Below are 17,792 nucleotides of genomic sequence, written 5' to 3' on the forward strand. Positions count from 1 at the left end.
TGTGAATATGAAGGATTTTCGTTTATATGCGATTACAGGCGAGGAATTTCATCCGGGCCGCGATTTGATCGAGGTGATGGAGGAAGCGATTTACGGCGGCGTTGATATTATTCAGCTGCGCGACAAGTCGGGCGACAAGCCAGCCATTTTGGAAAAAGCGCGGGCGCTTCGCGAGCTGACCCGGAAGCATGGCGTAACCTTTATCGTCAATGACTACATTGATATTGCGCTGGAAGTGGATGCGGACGGCATTCATCTGGGACAAGGCGATGTGCCGCTGGTGGAAGCACGCAAGCTTGTGGGCGATAAAATCATCGGCATTTCCACGCACGCCATTGAAGAGGCGCTGCTTGCCGAGGAGCAAGGTGCCGACTACATCGGTGTCGGTCCAGTATTTCCAACCAAGACGAAGGTCGACGTTGTTGATCCGGTAACGGTTGAATACGTGCGCGAGGTAGCGGATAAGGTGAAAATTCCATTTGTCGCAATCGGCGGCATTAAGCTGCGCAATGTGGATGAAGTGATTGCGGCTGGCGCGACGCGCATTTGTGCGGTTAGCGAAATTGTTGGCAGCAGCGATATTTCCGGCACCTGCCGCTCTTTTCTAGACAAGCTGGATAAATGGGGAGAGTCGTAATGGAACTAGTCATTAACGGTGTGAAGCAGGAGCTGGCAGCGAAGACGATTGAAGAGGTCATTGCCCATTTTGGCCTCGCGGGCAAGCCGGTTGTCGTTGAAGCTGACGGAGCGGTGCTGACCCAGGAGCAATGGGAAGCAACCGAGGTTCGTGAAGGCATGAAAATCGAGCTTGTACATTTTGTAGGAGGAGGCTAAAGCGAATGAAACCGGATGTATGGCATATTGGCAACCATGAACTAACGTCACGATTTTTTATCGGCACCGGGCTTTTCCCAAGCCCTTATGTACAGAGGGAGGCGATTGAGGCGTCAGGCGCCGAGGTGCTGACGTTCGCTATTCGCCGCATTAACTTGGAGGCGACCGAGGACGATTCGATTCTTCAGCATTTGCAAGGGAAGTCGTATCAATATTTGCCGAATACTTCAGGGGCAAGCACGGCGGAGGAAGCGGTGCGGATTGCACGTCTTGCGCGGGCTTCGGGTCTCAGTGACTGGATCAAGGTCGAGATTAGCGCCAATGAACGCACGCTGCTGCCTGATCCGATTGAAACACTGAAGGCGACGGAAATTCTCGTAAAAGAGGGCTTTACCGTCCTTCCGTACACGTCGGATGATCCGGTTATTTGCAAGCGGCTGGAGGAAGCGGGTGCTGCGGCTGTAATGCCGGGAGCGGCTCCAATTGGCACGGGTCTTGGTATTTTGAATCCTTATAATTTGGGCCTTATTGTAGAGGAAGCGAAGGTTCCGATTATCGTCGATGCCGGACTTGGCTCGGTCAGCGATGTTACGCAGGCAATGGAGCTTGGCGTGGCGGGCGTGCTGATGAATACACCGGTTGCGAAGGCGAAAGATCCGGCAGGCATGGCGCGGGCGATGAGGCTCGGCATCGAAGCTGGCCGTCTGGCTTATTTGTCCGGCCGTATTTCGAAGAAGCGTTATGCTTCGGCAAGCAGCGGTTACGAGGAGTTTAAGCTGAAATAACAGCATCATTCAACAAGGAAAGCTGGTTAGGACATGGGAGAACGAATTGTAATCATGGGCGGCGGCATTATTGGCTTATCCTGTGCGTTCGAGCTGCGCAGCCGCGGCTATCAGGTGACTGTGCTGGAAATTGGCAGCTGCGGGGGACAGGCATCCGGAGCGGCTGCGGGGATGCTGGCTCCTTTTTCGGAAAATGTAGAGGGGCCGGATGATTTTTTTCGCTTATGTGCGCAGAGCTTGCGGCTTTATCCTTCCTTTACAGACCGCGTAAAGCAGGTTTCCGACCTGCCTTTCGAATATACCGAATCTGGAAGCATGTATATCGCTTACCATGATGCGGATATTTTGGCGCTTGAAGGCAGGCTGCGCTGGCAGCGGGAGTATGGTTCGTCGGGCAGCCTGCTTGAGGGTGGCGACGTATTTCGGCTGGAGCCAAAGCTGTCAGGCAAGGTGCGGGCAGCGCTGTATACGCCGGAGGAAAGCCATCTGTATGCGCCGCATTATGTTAAAGCGCTGGAGGATGCCTGCCGCTTGATGGATGTTCACATTCATGAGCATTTGGAGCAGGTTGCGATTAAGGACTGGCAGAGCTCGGTCGTGCTGGAAGCAGCGGACGGGCGTGTTTTTGAAGGGGACCGGCTCGTTGTATGCTCGGGAGCTTGGGCGCAGCAGCTGGAAGCTGCATTTGGCCTTCGCATTCCGGTCTATCCGATTCGCGGACAAATTTGCGCCTATATGGCGGAGGAAAAGCCCGTTCATCATATGGTGTTTTGCAATCAAGGCTATCTCGTGGCCAAGGAAAATAATACGCTCGTATGCGGCGCTTCTGAGGATATAGCTGGATTCGAGACGACCGTTACGGAGAAGGGCATTGAACGCCTGCGAAAATGGAACAAGCAAGCTTTCCCGTTTCTCGAAACGTGGACGCCATTCCACACCTGGGCGGGCCTTCGCCCATCCACGCAGGATGGTTTTCCGCTGCTTGGTGCGCTCGCGCAATCGGGCCGCGTCGTGATGGCGGTAGGGCATTACCGCAATGGGATTTTGCTCAGTCCGGTTACAGCACAGCTCGTGGCTGATAGCGTAGAAGGCAAGAAGCTGCCGGACTTCATGCGGGCATTCGCTCCTGAGCGTTTCAGCTAGGCAGAGATAGGCAGAGCTAGGTACAGCGAGCTGGAGTTGGAGCTGGAAGTGGAAATCTGCGAAACCGAGAATCGGTGGACAAGCGTTTGATCTAAAATATAAGCATTTATAAGTTTCCTACTTATCATTAGGCTTATATTTCTCGGAGTGAAACGCGCCGCCGAAGGGCGGCGACAGCCGTTTCACCTTGGTTCTGTATTTGATGAAGAGAGGGGCGTGAGCAAAACATGAGCGTACATGAGAATGGGCAGGCACCACGCAGCGTCCCGACTGCTTTGACGATTGCGGGCTCGGACAGCGGCGGCGGGGCGGGCATTCAAGCGGATCTGAAAACCTTTCAGGAGCTTGGCGTATTCGGCATGTCCGCGGTGACCGCGATTACTGCGCAAAATACACTTGGTGTGCAGGGTGTATTTCCGCTCAGCGTGGAAGCCGTTGTGCAGCAAATGTATTCGGTCGGCTCGGATATTGGCGTCGATGCGCTGAAGACGGGCATGCTGTTCAATAGCGAGATCATTACGGCTGTTGCCGCAACGATTGCCGAGCTTGGCTGGAAAAATGTTGTCGTAGACCCGGTTATGATCGCCAAAGGCGGAGCCTCGCTGCTGCAAGAGGAAGCTATCCGGGCGATGACGGACAAGCTGCTGCCTGTAACGACGGTGATTACGCCGAACATACCGGAAGCGGAGAAGCTGACGGGCATTGCAATTGTCACGGCGGACGATAAGCGGGAAGCGGCGAAACGGCTCGCTGGATATGGAGCGGGCTACGTTATTATTAAGGGCGGCCACGATACGGGCGAGGAAGCTATCGATCTGCTGTATGACGGCAGCGGCTTTACCGAGCTGGCAGGCAAACGCGTTGCAACGGCCCGCACGCATGGCACGGGCTGTACCTTTTCGGCGGCGCTTGCGGCAGGACTTGCCGAAGGAGCGGATATGGAAGCGGCGATGCGCCAAGCGAAGGCGTTTATTCAAGCGGCCATCGAGGACGGCATTCAGATTGGCGGGGGGCATGGACCGACGAACCACTGGGCGTACCAGCGCAGCAAGCGAGCATTGCAAGCCCCCCTATAGTAGAAAAAGCTATGCGGCTTCCGGTTATGTTCAAACCGAAGGTTGCATAGCTTTTTTTACGTACTTGCTGCCTATCTGTTGTCTAGCTGCGTCTACCGGCTAAGTCCAGCCCCAGAAAAAACCTTCACGGTCCCAGGCTGCCTTGCCGCCATGGCCTTTTTTGAACGCTTTTTTTACTTCCTTGTCGATCGACGTATTTCCTTGCTCATTCACGTAAATGAACTGCTCTCCAAAATGCTCTGTAATATGGGCAACGGCCTTCTCCTGATGAAGAATGCCGGCAAACTTCAGTTCTCCGAGCATCCAATCGGCTACATCCTGTGCGGTATGGCTCAACATATCTCTTCCTCTCTATTTCACAGCTCTCGCCCACTATTATAATCAACGGCAGCGAATATGCCAAATTTCCCGCAATTTGATTATCTGGTCGATGTCCAATCATTATTCTTATACAATGCGAAATACGCATAAATTGAATCAAAGCTTCCATCAACATTTGTCAAAATGAAGGAGGAATCTCCATCCATTACGACTTTTCCTTGAATTTCACTAAACAATTGACCGTCTATAGCCGATATTTCTATTCATGAATAGTAATTAAATAAATAGGCGGGTGGGTCTCATGTTTTTTAAATTATTAAGTCCTTTCACAGCTCTTATGTCCAAGTTGAAGTATGCACAGAAGTTCATGGTCGTTAGTGCTCTGTTTATGATCCCGCTGGTTTTGCTGCTTGTTCTATGGGTTAGCGAGCAGCAAGGAAACATTAAGTATATTAAAAAAGAACATGAAGGCGTGGCTTATATTAAAGATATAATGCCGCTTATGCTCCAAGTGCAGCAGCACCGTGGGCTATCATCCGGCTTGTTGAATGGAAATCCTGATGCCAAGGCAGAGGTAGATGCCAAATCACAGGAAATTGCGGGCTTGATTCAAACGCTAGACCCAGCTATAAAAGCGTCAGGCATGGCGGGGGCGCAGGAGCTGTGGGAGGCCTGGAAGCAGCAGTGGACACAATTGGATTCGAGCAACGCTACGATGAAGGCTGACGACAGTTTTGACAACCATTCCACGCTTGTTTTAGATTTAACTAATATTATGAACAAGCTCTCTGATGAATCGGGCCTGTCCCTTGATACGCAGATGGATTCTTATTATTTGGGTTCTATGTTCGTGCAGCAAATTCCTGCGCTCATGGAGCATGCGGCGCTTATTCGCGGCAAAGGAAATGGTGTGCTTACCAGCAAAGCAATGGGGGATGACGAAGAAATCAAGCTTCGTTTGGAAGCGGAAATGATTAATTATTCCCTGACGAATATGAATAAGTCGCTGAGCAGCGCTTTAAGCTGGAACGAGGCACTGATACCATCATTGGAGAAAAGTGGCGCGATGACTGCGACATCGCTCAAAAGCTTTGTAGCGCTGCTTAAAACAGGTGTCCTTAACGGCTCTAACTTGACCATGGATGGGTCGGAGTTTTTTAAGTCGGGAACGGCGTCGATTGGTGTGTTAAACGACTTTTATGTCCAGGTGAATACAGAGCTTGAGCAGGTGCTCCAGCAGCGTATCGATGAGCTGACGGCGACTCGAAATATGCTGCTTGGCTTGACGGCTCTGTCCTTGCTGCTCGTGGCTATTTTCTACGTGGCTTTCTACCGTAATGTGATGGTAACGGTGGCTGCACTCCGTAATCGTGCGGATGCAATGGCGAAAGGCGACTTTTCCAAAGAACTCAATTTGGAAACGCGGGATGAGCTGCGTCAGGTCGGCCTGTCATTTAATGAAATGATTCGCTCCTTGAATGGGCTGCTGCGGAGAAACCAGATCGTATCTGAGCAGGCAGCGGCTTCGTCGGAGGAGCTCACAGCTATTTCACATGAATCGACGCAGGCGATGAAGCAAATTGCCGAGTCGATTCAAGGGGTATCCGAAGGAACGGACGTACAGCGCGTATCGGCGGATGAAACGTCGAAAGCGATGAATGAAATGGCGGTTGGCATTACCCGAATCGCCGAAGCAGCATCGGAAGTGGCGGACGCTGCGGTCAAGGTGACGGGCAACGCTCAAGTAGGCGAAGAGCAGCTTGGACAGACGGTACGCCAAATGAACAGTATTCAAGCATCGGCTGTCCGTTCGGGCGAGGTCGTCTCCAAGCTGGATGAGCATTCGGCGCAAATTGGCCAAATCGTGCAAGCGGTTATGGCGATAGCCAAGCAGACGCAGCTATTGTCGCTGAATGCGAATATTGAAGCAGCGAGAGCTGGCGAGCATGGACGGGGCTTTAGCGTCGTAGCCTCCGAAGTAGGCAAGCTGGCCGAGCAGACGAGTGAGTCGGTGCAGACGATATCTGAGCTGGTCAGAGATATTCGGACGCTGGTGAGCGAGAATGTGAAGGCGATGAGCGAGATGAAATCGGAGACGGCTTCTGGTCTTGCCTCTATTGAGCAGGCAAATACGACGATTGGCGATATTTTGCATGAGGTTCGCTCGATGAGCGATCAAATTCAGGAAGTGTCGGCAGCCGCCGAGGAAATTTCCGCAGGCATGGAAGAGGTCACGGCATCGGTTGGCGAAGTAGCGAACATCTCGAATAAAACGTCGGATGAGGCGGAAACGATGGCCGCAGCTACGGAGGAGCAGCTTGCGTCGATGGAGGAAATTCAAGCATCGGCGGAAGCGCTGCGCGATATGGCCCAGCAGCTGCAGGATGATCTCAGCCACTTCGTACTGAGCAGCGAGGACACACAGCAAATGAAGGCTGGATAGCGCGGAATCATGGATAATGCTCGGGCTGTGCAGACAGTATGAGCATTATCCTTTTTTTTATTTGGATAGAGTGGGATGGTAGAATGAGAGCAGCATTGAAAAGAACATAAAGGAGAGCAAGCAATGAGATTTGTGAAAAGAACATTGATTTATATATTGGTCGCGATTCCGCTCATTTTTCTATTGAATTATTTAAAGGTTGAAGGGCCGGCAGCGATTGTCATTATATTTTTAACGTTTTTGGCTGTGACACTGGGCCCATTATTTTATACGATTTTAGGAACGAGAAGCTTGGTGAAAATTGAGAGGTTTCTGCTCGCGAACCGCAGCATACCCAGTTATTATATCAACTACACGGTAGCCAATCGTTTGGATGACGAGTTTGAAGAGACGATGGCGAAGCTGCTCAAGCAGTACAAGCAAAAAAATAAACAGGCGCTGTTCAAGACGCTCCAAGCTCACTATAACAAGGATATCCAAAATGTTTTACACGAAATTGAGCTGATTCAGCCAGTGGAATATAGGCATTATTATCAAGCTTATTATTACATCGAGCGAAGAGAGTTCGCTGAGGCTCACGATCATATAAACCGAATCTCGAAGGCATGGATGAAGCAGTCGCTGCTATCTTACATGGAGTATAAACAGGGCAATCGGCCAAGGGCAATTGAGCTGGCGGAGGAAGCGATGCAGGCAGCAAGGGGGCTCCAGCTGTATGTAATGGTGAAAACATTCGAACGGGAGTATCCCGAGTTAAGGCAGCAGATGGAGAAGTGACGCTCGTTATGGTCGCGGGGCATTCTAGACGCATCGTATAGAAACGAATGAGCCGTAAAGGGGAAAAGATGCAGAACAGGCCGTTGCTAAAGCAGCAACGATGTCCGTTCTGCATTTTTTTTCGCTGGCAAAAGCGTTCGCGCGATTATAGATTTTTATAATCGACTAATAGATTATTTCTGGGCTGATGCCGATTGACGATTGGCTAGGGGTAACCTATACTTGCCTAAATACAAGTAAACAACTATGAATAATGAGTATAAAGGACTGTGCAGCTGATTACAAACAAGGGGGCCCGCAAACAAATGGTACAAGTAAAAGCACCAAATCAATATGTAAACGAGCCGAATGCCTGGGCAGACGGTGGAGCGAAAATTGCAGAAATCGGCAGCAAGCTCTTTATTATCGGCGGGGAAAAAGCGCTTGAAGCAGCGGCTCCGCTGCTTGCCAGTCTAAATGCGGTCGATGTCACCTATCAGGTGCATCGCTTTTCCGGGCAAGTAACGACGGAGCAGATCGCAGCCTACTCGGAGCTGGCAGCGAGCCAGGATATCAACGTGCTGGTTGGAATTGGCGGCGGTCGGGTGCTGGATTTGACGAAGGCGGTTGCGCAGCGGATTAATGTGCCGAGCGTGACGGTGCCGACAATTGCGGCAACCTGCGCGGCATGGTCAGCGCTCACCGTATTGTACGACGAGGAGGGGCGCTCGGCAGGCTACTTGCCGCTGAAGCAATCCCCGCAGCTGGTGCTTGCGGATACGGTAGCGCTTGCTGCTGCACCTAAGCGCTACCTCGCTTCGGGCATAGGCGATACGTATGTGAAATGGAACGAGACGGTCGTCAATGTGAAAAAGGTTCCGGCCGACCTTGATGTACGGCTTGGCGTCAAAACGTCGGAGCTTGCGGTCGAGGTGCTGGACCGCTATGCGCAGCAGGCGTATGCAAACGCGGGCGACGGCATCGTGACACCCGCATTCCATGAGGTGAGTCACGCAATTGTCTGGCTGGCCGGACAAGTGAACACCGTATCGGCAGGAGGCGCACGCGGCGCTTTGGCCCATGCCATCCACGACAGCCTGACGCAGTTTGCGCAAACGCATGGCTCGCTGCATGGCGAGAAGGTTGCGTTTGGGCTCGTTGCCCACACGCTGCTGCAAGGGCAAACGGCCGCGGAGACGGAGCGGCTTGCTGCGAAGCTGGATGCACTTGGCCTGCCGGTTACGCTGGCGCAGCTCGGATTTGAAGAAAACGCACATAAAATCGCTTATGACATTGCGGGTAAAGTGCCGCTTGCTGGAGCGAAAGCTGCCGAGCTGCCATTCGCGGTTCATCCGGCGGCAATCGCTGAGGCGATTATTGCAGCGGACCAGCTGGGGCAGCGCATTAGAAGCAAGGCAGCTGCTGCTTCGCAATAAAGGGCATGCAATAAGGGGAAACCTTACACACGAGATCTAGAGAGGCGGAAACAACCGTGAAGAACAGAAAGAGACAATGGCTAGGCCTAAGCATAGCCATCATCTTAGCGAGCCTGCTCGCAGCATGCGGCAATACAGGGGGAACGACGAACACAGGAGCAGCATCGGCGAGCCCAGCTGCCGCTTCTCAAAGCAGCAGCCCGGCAGCGGAAGGCAGGCCGGATTTGAGCAAAGTCACGCTGAACATCGGTCAGACGGGCTGGGAAAATCTAAAGATCGGCTTCAAGGAAGCTGGACTCGATGATACGCCTTACAAAATCGAATTCAGCGTCTTCCAAGGCGGCAATTTGCAGCTGGAGGCCATGGCAGGCGGACATTTGGATGTCGCCTTGACGAGCGAAATCCCGCCCTTGTTTGCAGCACAGGCCGCAAACGGCGGCAATTTTAAAATTATTGCCATTCAAAAATCCAGCACGCTCCAGCAGGAGCTGCTTATTCCAAAAGGATCGACGGTGAAATCCGTAGCCGATTTGAAGGGTAAAAAGGTAGCTTACGTCAGCAGCACAACCGCGCATTATTTTCTGCTGAAAATGCTTGAAGAAGCGGGGCTTAGCTGGACGGACATTGAGCCTGTAGCGCTATCGACCTCCGATGGCCTCAGCGCATTGATCGGCGGCAGCGTGGATGCATTGGCGAGCTACGGCAATGCGATCATTTCGGGACGCCAAAATGGCGCTACGACGCTGGCGTCTGCCCAGAACATTTTATCCGGCAACTTCCCGATTGAAGCGAATCCGGCAGCGATTGAAGATCCGGGCAAGCATGCAGCGATTGCGGATTTCCTGAACAGGCTCAATCAGTACAATGAATGGATTCGTGCGAATCAGGAGAAATGGGCAGGCATTGTAGCTGAAAATACGAAGCAGCCTGTGGAGCAGGCGCTCCAAACGCTGAAGGACGGCGAAGCGCAGCAGCCGACGACGATTTTGCCGCCATCGGATGAAGCGATTGCTTCTCAGCAGGATATTGCCGATACGCTGCAAAAGGTCGATTTGCTTAAAAACCCGGTTGATGTGAAGACGATCTGGAGCGACGCTTTTGCGGACGCACTGAAATAATTCGGGGGCCGAAAGGAGAGAGCTATATTTTGCGAAAACCATCCTACAGCTTCTGGACATCCTCCTTCACGCCATGGCTGCTGCCGATTTTGCTGCTAATCGCCTGGCATGTGCTGACGGTTACGGGCATTATCGCCGCTAACGTTTTGCCGCAGCCGCTGCAGGTCATTGAGGAGCTGATCACTTCGATCAAGAGCGGCCAGCTGGCTGAAAATATTGCAATCAGCGCCCGTCGTGCCATACTGGGCTTTCTCATTGGCGGCGGAATCGGCTTCCTGCTGGGCCTTATTAACGGTTTTTCCTCAAGAGCGGAAATCGTGATGGATTCGTCGATTCAAATGCTGCGCAATGTGCCGCATTTGGCACTCATTCCGCTCGTTATTATTTGGTTCGGCATTGGCGAAGAGGTGAAGCTGCTGCTGGTCGCGCTGGGCGTCTTTTTCCCAATCTATCTCAACACCTTTCATGGCATTCGCTCGATTGATCGCGGACTGATTGAGATGGCGAAGGTGTATGGGCTGCGGGGCTTCGACTTGTATAAAGAAGTGATTTTGCCGGGAGCGCTGCCTTCGGTATTGGTCGGCGTCCGTTATTCGCTCGGCATTATGTGGCTGACGCTCATCGTGGCGGAGACGGTAGCAGCGAATTCCGGCATCGGCTACATGGCGATGAATGCCCGCGAGTTTATGCAGCTGGATGTGACGGTGCTGAGCATCATCATTTATGCGCTGCTTGGCAAGCTGTCCGACAGCATTGCGAAAATACTTGAGAGGCGGCTGCTCCAGTGGAATCCGAATTACAGCCGTGCGAAAGCATAGGAGGGGATGACATGACCGATAGCCGCAAAGGGGCACAGCTCCAGTTAAGCCGGGTACGCAAGGAGTTTGCAGGCAAGGAGGTGCTAAAGGGCGTTGATCTGAAAATAGACCGTGGCGAATTTGTCGCCATCGTCGGCCGCAGCGGCTGTGGCAAAAGCACGCTGCTGCGGCTGATCGCCGGGCTGGATTTGCCGACGGAGGGCACGCTGCTGCTCGGCAGCGGCGAACAGCAAAGCGTAGGGACAGATATTCGCGTGCTGTTTCAGGAGGCGCGCTTGCTGCCCTGGAAGAGTGTGCTGGACAATGTGCGGATCGGCACGCCAGGCAAGGATAAGGCGAAGGCAGCGGAGGCGCTGGCGCAAGTTGGGCTTGCGGACCGCGCAGGCGAATGGCCGCATGTGCTTTCCGGCGGGCAGAAGCAGCGGGTTGCGCTGGCGCGGGGGCTGGCAAGCAAGCCTCGCCTGCTGCTGCTGGATGAGCCGCTGGGCGCGCTCGATGCGTTGACGCGCATTGAAATGCAGCAGCTGATTGAACGGCTGTGGCTGGAGCAGGGCTTCACGGTCGTTCTCGTCACGCATGATGTGAGCGAGGCCGTTGCGCTGGCAGACCGGGTTATTTTGATTGAGGAAGGCGTCATCTCCCTCGACAAGCGAATTACGCTAGATCGGCCGCGCAGCCGGGACAGCGGATTTATATATTTTGAAAACCTTATTCTAAATAAGGTGCTTGGCAAACAGGAAATACCGCTGCAGAAGAAGGTCAGCTATACGATATAAACAGCGGTCAACGGACGGCTGCAACCTAAGGACAAAGACTTAGTTCATATGAACTAAGTCTTTGTCCTTTTTATATTCATTTCAATGGTTTTGCAGCCGATAAAGGAAGAAGAAGGAAAATGAAAGCAGATAAGAGAAATCTATTTTCTTTTATAAGTTGAACAAAAGAAATGAATAGAGCAGGGGAGAAACGGAGAGAAAGATTGGAACTGTAGGAGCGATAGCGATCACCTTTGTTTTCGGAATTCATCATCAAAAAAGAATCATTAAAGAAATCTGAAAACAACAGCGGCCGGAAGTCCAAACTTTCTCGTAGTGACGACCTTAGCACTATGAATATCACCTAGTTTTACTTATATAGAAAGGATTTCATAGGAGGCAGGAGTAGGATGAGTAGCATTCGTATTCACATCATGCTGGCTATTATTATTTTTGCAGTGCTGTCTGGAACAGTTGTAGGGTTTACAGGTTTGTATACTAGCAATACCATTTTGGAGCGCTATTCGCGGGATAATGCAGGGCTGACGGTCGATAGCGCCGCTGGCGAGCTGGATTCCAAAATCAATGCCATTCAAAATTCGGTTGATGGCCTGGCCATAACCGCTGTATCGCTGCTGGACAATTTGGAGCGCTTCAAGACAGATGGCGAATACGTTAGGCAATATGAAGAAACGCTGCGCCCGATTGCTGCGCAGTTTGCGGATGAGACGGAGGGCGCCATGTCCTTCTATGTACGGTTTAATCCTGCGTTTACCACTCCTACCTCCGGCATTTTTCATGCGGACTCGGATGACAGCGGCAAGATGCAGCAGCTGACACCAACCGATTTCAGCCAATATGATTCTAGCGATACCGCTCATGTAGGCTGGTATTATCTCCCCGTCCAGTCGGGAAAGGCGATGTGGCTCGACCCGTACCGCAATGAAAATATCGGCGTCGATATGATCAGCTATACAGTGCCGTTGTTTAAAAATGGAGAATCCGTCGGCATTGTGGGGATGGATATCCGTTTTGATCTTTTTCAAAGCTTTCTAGGCGATATTCGAACGTTTGATGATACCTATGCGGTTCTGGTTAATGCCAGCCAGAAGCTGCTTATTGATCCTGTCCATACAGAGGCTGCTGTGCTTAAAGATGTGGATGCGGCCTTCGCCCAAAAGGTTGAGCAGGAGCCAAAGGGAATCATGCTGACGGATTGGGGCGGAGAAGAGACGCTCGTTGCCTATGCGAATTTGTCGAATGACTATACGTTAATTGTGGCATCGCCCACCCATGATATTTATCAGGAGGTTAACCAGCAGACGTGGCTCATTCTTTATTTGCTGCTGGGCGTCATTGTGCTCGCCGTGCTGACCGCACTCCTTGTAGGCTCGCGCATGGTGCGGCCGCTGAAGCGAATCGTAGCGGATATGGAGCTGGTCAGCGCCGGACAACTGGATGTGCAGTCTCGCTATACAGGCAAGGATGAAATTGGACGCATCGGCAGCGGCTTTAATCATATGGTGCAGCAGCTGCGCCGCTTGACGGGCAGCATTAAGGAAACGACTGTGGAAATCGGCCAGTCGTCCCATACGCTGCTGGCCGTATCGCAGCAGACGACGGCTGCGGCGCAGGAAATGACCGCATCGGTCGCGGAAATTGCCAAGGGCAATCGGTCGCAATCGGCGATGCTGGCTTCCTGTGCGGATACCGCTACAGAGCTTGCGGATCAAGCTTCCGCGCTGCGCGACCAGACGGAGGAGGTATGGCAGGGCATCGTGCGGATGAATGAGGGCAATGAGCAGGGGCTTGTCTTGATGCAGGAGCTGGCAAGGCGCAATGACAGCAGCAATGAGGCGACGCAGCAGATCGGCGAAATCATTAGCGATTTGCGGAGCAAGGCGGAAAGCGTGAATCAAATTTTGACGACGATTAGCGGCATCGCCAAGCAGACGGGCATTTTGGCGCTGAACGCTTCGATTGAAGCTTCCAGAGCGGGAGAGTCGGGTCGGAGCTTCGCTGTCGTAGCGGAGGAAGTGGGCAAGCTTGCCCAGCAGTCGCGCGAGGCGACGGAAGAAACGGTGGCGCTCATTTCAGGTGTGCAGCAGGATATCGGGAAAACCGTTGTCTCTATGGCGGATGTGAGGGAGCAAAGCAGCAGGCAATCCGAGGTGGTGAAGCAGATGGATGAAGCGCTGCGCCACATCTCGCTGTCCGTATCAGGCAGCACGCGCCAAATCAAGGAGAGCAGCGAGCATATTGCTAAGCTTAGCATCGGTGTCGGCCAAGTGCATGAGCAGCTTGGCAGCCTTGCGGTTATTGCGGCGCAGAGCAGCGATTTGTCCAATCAGGTGGCCGAGGCAGTGGAGGAGCAGACGGATGGCTTTGAGCAGGTAACCGCTGCTGCTGAGCAGCTTGGCGGATTAGTGGAGCGGCTGGATAGTGCCGTTCAAGCTTTTCATGCAGAGGGGAGCGAACTCACGGGGAGCGGGCGGGAAGGAAGCGCTGTGTAAGCTGATTGCATCGTATTAGCAGCTGGTACTAAGAGAAGATGGTACTATTTATTCCAGCGAAAACAGGTAAGATAAGGCTATCAAACAAATAACCGCAAGGTTATACGGGAGGACGCCTATCATGGAAAATCAAATGCCTGTTCGCAAATCAATGAACTTTTACCGTCGCCGGAATACACCAACTTATACGTTTATGGCTTGGGGAGCTTTTGTACTCGCATTCGCCTTTGAATTTATCGGCATTTATACGCTCAATCAGCCGCTTTCAGTTCAGGGCTACTACGCCGTAACAGGAATTTTGCTCGTCATTACTTCGTTTACGCTCCAGAAGCTTGCCCGCGACAATGATGAGGATAAATTTCTGAAGGAGCAAAATCCTTCCTATCGCAATCGCAACACGCCAGCCTTTACGTTCATGGCTTGGATCGGCTTTATCATTGCTGTGCTTGCGCAATACATCGGCCTGTACACCTTGGAGGAGCCATTCTATGTAAAAGGCTACTACGCTATTGCCGGAGCTTTCCTGATTGTAGCTTGCCTCGTGCTTCAGAAAACGGTTCGCGATAATGAGGAGGATAAAGTGCATTTGGGTCCGGAAGAGGAGTAAGACCGGCGCATTCTAGGGCATGTATGCAAATGTATGCAAATAGCAAGCAAATAGCAAGCAAATGTAAGCAAGCCAGCTCATGATCCTATTATTTGGCGGACCCAGCAGCGGCTATTTCAACGGAATTACGAGTTAAGGAACAGGCTCCGGACCCAGAAGCCGCTAATGCGCTGCTGTTAGCCATTTTGACGGGAAAATGAGGGTGATAACGGCTTTCCTGTCCGCCTACGGCCTGAAATCGGATTAAAAGCCAAAATAGCGAAACCTCAGTCCGTCAAAAAAGAGGGGGCGTCTCGAGCTGTATTTCTTCAGCAAGGCTCGGATGCTGCGCTTCTTTAATGGGCAGGCTGCATGTGAATGAAAAGTGCACTTCTCAGAATTAGGTATTGGAAAAGTCTGCGTAAGCTGGCGCTAATCCAAAATCATTCTGGGAGGTGCACTTTTATTTTTTTGTTACCCGTTAATAATTTCCCCGCCGTTGACATGCATCATCTGTCCGGTGACATAGCTGGAATCATCCGATGCGAGATAGACGTAAGCGGCGGCAAGCTCGGCAGGCTGGCCAGGGCGTTTCATCGGCGTATCGCCGCCGAAGGTGGCGACCTTCTGTGCGTCGAAGCTGGACGGAATAAGCGGCGTCCAGATGGGACCCGGTGCGACGCCATTGACCCGAATGCCTTGTCCCGCCAAATTGGCGGATAGGGCGCGGGTGAAGGAGACGATCGCGCCTTTGGTGGCCGAATAGTCGATCAGCGTCTCATTGCCGCGATAGGCGGTAATCGATGCCGTATTAATAATGGATGCGCCTTGCTTCAAATGGGCGAGCGCCGCTTTCGTCAAATAAAATATCGCGAACACGTTGGTGCGGAACGTAGCGGTAAGCTGCTCCGCCGTAATATCCTCAAGGCGCTGCTGCACATGCTGCTCTGCAGCATTGTTGACGATGATGTCGAGCTTGCCGAATGCCTGAACCGTCTGCTCGACCGCTTGTTGACAGAAGGCTTCATCCCCGATATCGCCAGAAATCAGCAGGCAGCGTCTACCAAGCTGCTCAATCTCCTGTTTTACAACCTTCGCGTCGGAGTCCTCTTCCAAATAAACGATGCTGACATCGCAGCCCTCCATTGCAAAAGCGATCGCTGCGGCACGTCCAATTCCGCTGTCCCCTCCGGTAATAATCGCAGCTTTGCCCGTCAGTTTTCCAGCAGCCTTATAAGTTGCGGATTTATAGACAGGCTGCGGATGCATAACGGATTCCAGTCCGGGCTGCTGATCCTGATGCTGGGGCGGCAGCGTCTGGGCTGGCGCTTGTGTTGTAGATGGACTCATCCTATAACCTCCTTGTAATGGCGCGGCATGCGCCTGTAACAAAACGTTCTTATTGTGGAATAAACGTGCAGAGGTTATACATGGTTTTCCGTCATTTTACAGCATGCTGGCGATACCAGTCATTTGCTTCCTGTAGCACCTTAGTTCCGCCCGCCTTCATAAACTCATGGACGAAACGGTCAAAGTCCTCTAGCGGCTTCTCGCCGGTAATAAAGGCGACATAGGCTTTGTTTTTTAACTTGATTAATTCAGCTCCGTTATGGATTAAGGAGGGAGTCGCAACCTCCAAAGCGTTGTAGATGCCATCTTGATCAAGGTTCAAGGTTGAGGCCCATCGCTCTCTTCGTTCTTTAGGGACCAAGGGTACCGTCATGCCTAAATTGGCGCCGATTGTATTTTGATAGTTGAACATGGTGTCATAGGGAGGCAGCACAATGACATCCTCCTTCACGTTTCCTGCCCATGTCCAGTGTGTGCCTTTGATCCCATATTTCATTGAGGCATATTCATCCGGGTCGGGACTCGCGCTCACATAGTCAAGTATTTGAAGGATCATCTCCATCTTGCCTGGATCAACGGCTGCGTCAGCTCCGATAGCGGTGAAGCTCATCAGCATATCATAGGCCTTGGAGCCTCGTTTTCCTTCCGGTCCACGAAAGGGCTGTCCGAACACAATTCGGGCCTGCGGATTGCCCGCCGTTAGTTCCTTTGCGTTAAATGTAGCTTCTACCGGAAGCTCCGCGCCATTCGCGCCGTCCTCATCCTCAAAGACTAAATAATCGCCATCTTGAATCCAGTGATAGTAATTGCCCATGGAGGTCATGCCGATTTTGCCATTGATAAAGGCATGGGACAGATGCTTGTAGCCCCCTTTATTTTCGCCGGTAATAAACTCGGGATCGATGATGCCATCAGCGTACCACTTACGAAGATAGTGCAGTGCCTCCTGCATTTCCGGCTCCAATGCGCCGATGATGAGCTTTTCATTTTTCACCCCGAAGTAAAGCTGGTCTGCGAAGACGATTTGCCCGAATGCGCCGAATACAACATTCATTCCTTCTCTGGACAAGCCGTACGTATCTTTCTTGCCATTGCCATCCGGATCTTCATTCGCGAATGCATAGATGACCTTCTCAAAATCAGCTAGCGTCTCAGGTACCGTCAGGCCCAGCTTATCGAGCCAATCCTCTCTATATACGACAGGTATGCGATAAATGTTTGTGGGATTGACGACAGGAATGCCATAATATTTGCCGTCGATTTTGCCATAATCCTGATAGGCGGGCGCATTTTCTCGAATGGCCTTCATAATGTTTGGAGCGTACTGATTAAGCATTTCCTCGGGAATTTCGGCCAGCAAGCCTTGCTGTTGATATTTCAGGAGATCCTGAGTCTGTCTGATTCTGAATAAATCGGGAATTTCACCCTGCGCCACCTTCATATCCAGAAGCGCTTCATAATTGTTGTTTTCTAAATTCCAGACGTCCAAATTGACATTGAATTTATTTTCAAGGAGGCGCACCATCTCCGCATGGTCTGGAACAGGCAGATTGAGATGCATCGTCCAGGAAATATTGTGCTGCGGGCTGTCAGAAGCTATGGGGGTTTGCAAATCCTTGGCAGCAGACAGGTGCACAGAGCTAGTTTCGCACCCGCTGACCAAGCTCATACATACGACGGCGATAAGGGCGATGATACGCTGTAATTCCTTCATTTTCATGATGAAACCTTCCTTGAATCGTATTTCTGCATGTACGGTATGGCCGAAACGGAAGCTTTGCCGCCAGAGGACGGCTTCAGCCGTTTACGCTTGAAATATAGGAAAGTATATGACTTCGCCATACTTTCTCTATATTTC

The 17,792-nt window shown here is 52.0% G+C and carries 16 protein-coding genes and 1 pseudogene; 14 read left to right on the plus strand and 3 right to left on the minus strand.

What is annotated here, in order from left to right:
• Positions 1-7: 7 nt before the first annotated feature.
• The 5 genes from thiE (at position 8) to thiD (ending at position 3,838) form a co-directional block, all read left to right on the plus strand.
• Complete coding sequence (gene thiE / locus MHB80_RS05465) at positions 8-637, plus strand: thiamine phosphate synthase (protein ID WP_341281231.1); 630 nt, start codon at positions 8-10, stop codon at positions 635-637.
• Positions 637-834, plus strand: coding sequence for a sulfur carrier protein ThiS (gene thiS, locus MHB80_RS05470; protein WP_341281232.1), 198 nt, complete (start codon positions 637-639; stop codon positions 832-834). Before thiE ends, thiS begins: the two co-directional genes overlap by 1 nt.
• A 5-nt stretch (positions 835-839) precedes the next feature.
• Positions 840-1,619: a thiazole synthase gene (locus MHB80_RS05475; protein ID WP_341281233.1), complete on the plus strand. Its 780-nt coding sequence runs from the start codon at positions 840-842 to the stop codon at positions 1,617-1,619.
• A gap of 33 nt (positions 1,620-1,652) precedes the next feature.
• Entirely contained in the window at positions 1,653-2,762 is a 1,110-nt protein-coding gene (gene thiO, locus MHB80_RS05480; protein ID WP_341281234.1) for a glycine oxidase ThiO, read from the plus strand.
• A 227-nt stretch (positions 2,763-2,989) separates the two neighbouring features.
• Positions 2,990-3,838 carry a bifunctional hydroxymethylpyrimidine kinase/phosphomethylpyrimidine kinase gene (gene thiD / locus MHB80_RS05485; RefSeq protein ID WP_341281235.1) on the plus strand — a complete coding sequence of 283 codons (849 nt, stop codon included), beginning with the start codon at positions 2,990-2,992 and terminating at the stop codon, positions 3,836-3,838.
• A gap of 99 nt (positions 3,839-3,937) precedes the next feature.
• On the opposite strand, the gene MHB80_RS05490 is transcribed toward thiD, so the two are convergent.
• The gene (locus MHB80_RS05490; protein WP_341282865.1) at positions 3,938-4,174 is read right to left on the minus strand and encodes a hypothetical protein; all 237 of its coding nucleotides are present in this window, start codon (positions 4,172-4,174) and stop codon (positions 3,938-3,940) included.
• Positions 4,175-4,460: 286 nt separating this feature from the next.
• Between MHB80_RS05490 and MHB80_RS05495 the strand changes: the two genes are divergently transcribed.
• The 9 genes and pseudogenes from MHB80_RS05495 to MHB80_RS05535 all read left to right on the plus strand — a co-directional run bounded on the left by MHB80_RS05495 (position 4,461) and on the right by MHB80_RS05535 (position 14,605).
• On the plus strand, positions 4,461-6,602 hold the full coding sequence (locus MHB80_RS05495; protein WP_341281236.1) for a methyl-accepting chemotaxis protein: 2,142 nt from the start codon (positions 4,461-4,463) through the stop codon (positions 6,600-6,602).
• A gap of 123 nt (positions 6,603-6,725) precedes the next feature.
• Positions 6,726-7,379 carry a hypothetical protein gene (locus MHB80_RS05500; RefSeq protein ID WP_341281237.1) on the plus strand — a complete coding sequence of 218 codons (654 nt, stop codon included), beginning with the start codon at positions 6,726-6,728 and terminating at the stop codon, positions 7,377-7,379.
• A 305-nt stretch (positions 7,380-7,684) separates the two neighbouring features.
• On the plus strand, positions 7,685-8,794 hold the full coding sequence (locus MHB80_RS05505) for an iron-containing alcohol dehydrogenase family protein (protein WP_341281238.1): 1,110 nt from the start codon (positions 7,685-7,687) through the stop codon (positions 8,792-8,794).
• A gap of 56 nt (positions 8,795-8,850) precedes the next feature.
• Complete coding sequence (locus tag MHB80_RS05510) at positions 8,851-9,912, plus strand: ABC transporter substrate-binding protein (protein ID WP_341281239.1); 1,062 nt, start codon at positions 8,851-8,853, stop codon at positions 9,910-9,912.
• 29 nt (positions 9,913-9,941) lie between these two features.
• Complete coding sequence (locus MHB80_RS05515) at positions 9,942-10,730, plus strand: ABC transporter permease subunit (RefSeq protein ID WP_056035890.1); 789 nt, start codon at positions 9,942-9,944, stop codon at positions 10,728-10,730.
• Between the two features lie 11 nt (positions 10,731-10,741).
• Complete coding sequence (locus MHB80_RS05520; RefSeq protein WP_341281240.1) at positions 10,742-11,506, plus strand: ATP-binding cassette domain-containing protein; 765 nt, start codon at positions 10,742-10,744, stop codon at positions 11,504-11,506.
• A gap of 389 nt (positions 11,507-11,895) precedes the next feature.
• Entirely contained in the window at positions 11,896-13,998 is a 2,103-nt protein-coding gene (locus tag MHB80_RS05525) for a methyl-accepting chemotaxis protein (RefSeq protein ID WP_341281241.1), read from the plus strand.
• 151 nt (positions 13,999-14,149) lie between these two features.
• Positions 14,150-14,353 (plus strand): annotated as a pseudogene (locus MHB80_RS05530) (YiaA/YiaB family inner membrane protein); the annotation flags it as partial.
• Between the two features lie 60 nt (positions 14,354-14,413).
• On the plus strand, positions 14,414-14,605 hold the full coding sequence (locus MHB80_RS05535) for a YiaA/YiaB family inner membrane protein (protein ID WP_052737008.1): 192 nt from the start codon (positions 14,414-14,416) through the stop codon (positions 14,603-14,605).
• 453 nt (positions 14,606-15,058) lie between these two features.
• Here MHB80_RS05535 and MHB80_RS05540 read toward each other — a convergent pair whose 3' ends face one another.
• Both MHB80_RS05540 and MHB80_RS05545 read right to left on the minus strand, forming a co-directional pair.
• Positions 15,059-15,934, minus strand: coding sequence for an SDR family oxidoreductase (locus tag MHB80_RS05540; protein WP_341281242.1), 876 nt, complete (start codon positions 15,932-15,934; stop codon positions 15,059-15,061).
• Between the two features lie 91 nt (positions 15,935-16,025).
• Positions 16,026-17,654, minus strand: coding sequence for an extracellular solute-binding protein (locus MHB80_RS05545; RefSeq protein WP_341281243.1), 1,629 nt, complete (start codon positions 17,652-17,654; stop codon positions 16,026-16,028).
• Positions 17,655-17,792: the final 138 nt, after the last annotated feature.

Origin of the sequence: Paenibacillus sp. FSL H8-0537, from assembly GCF_038051995.1 — a bacterium.
GTDB lineage: Bacteria > Bacillota > Bacilli > Paenibacillales > Paenibacillaceae > Pristimantibacillus.

What these genes read in the sequence shown, in the direction of transcription:
- thiE (WP_341281231.1), top strand. Translation starts at nt 8, where the DNA reads ATGAAGGATTTTCGTTTATATGCGATTACAGGCGAGGAATTTCATCCG.
- thiS (WP_341281232.1), top strand. Translation starts at nt 637, where the DNA reads ATGGAACTAGTCATTAACGGTGTGAAGCAGGAGCTGGCAGCGAAGACG.
- MHB80_RS05475 (WP_341281233.1), top strand. Translation starts at nt 840, where the DNA reads ATGAAACCGGATGTATGGCATATTGGCAACCATGAACTAACGTCACGA.
- thiO (WP_341281234.1), top strand. Translation starts at nt 1,653, where the DNA reads ATGGGAGAACGAATTGTAATCATGGGCGGCGGCATTATTGGCTTATCC.
- thiD (WP_341281235.1), top strand. Translation starts at nt 2,990, where the DNA reads ATGAGCGTACATGAGAATGGGCAGGCACCACGCAGCGTCCCGACTGCT.
- MHB80_RS05495 (WP_341281236.1), top strand. Translation starts at nt 4,461, where the DNA reads ATGTTTTTTAAATTATTAAGTCCTTTCACAGCTCTTATGTCCAAGTTG.
- MHB80_RS05500 (WP_341281237.1), top strand. Translation starts at nt 6,726, where the DNA reads ATGAGATTTGTGAAAAGAACATTGATTTATATATTGGTCGCGATTCCG.
- MHB80_RS05505 (WP_341281238.1), top strand. Translation starts at nt 7,685, where the DNA reads ATGGTACAAGTAAAAGCACCAAATCAATATGTAAACGAGCCGAATGCC.
- MHB80_RS05520 (WP_341281240.1), top strand. Translation starts at nt 10,742, where the DNA reads ATGACCGATAGCCGCAAAGGGGCACAGCTCCAGTTAAGCCGGGTACGC.
- MHB80_RS05525 (WP_341281241.1), top strand. Translation starts at nt 11,896, where the DNA reads ATGAGTAGCATTCGTATTCACATCATGCTGGCTATTATTATTTTTGCA.
- MHB80_RS05535 (WP_052737008.1), top strand. Translation starts at nt 14,414, where the DNA reads ATGGCTTGGATCGGCTTTATCATTGCTGTGCTTGCGCAATACATCGGC.
- MHB80_RS05540 (WP_341281242.1), bottom strand. Translation starts at nt 15,934, where the DNA reads ATGAGTCCATCTACAACACAAGCGCCAGCCCAGACGCTGCCGCCCCAG.
- MHB80_RS05545 (WP_341281243.1), bottom strand. Translation starts at nt 17,654, where the DNA reads ATGAAAATGAAGGAATTACAGCGTATCATCGCCCTTATCGCCGTCGTA.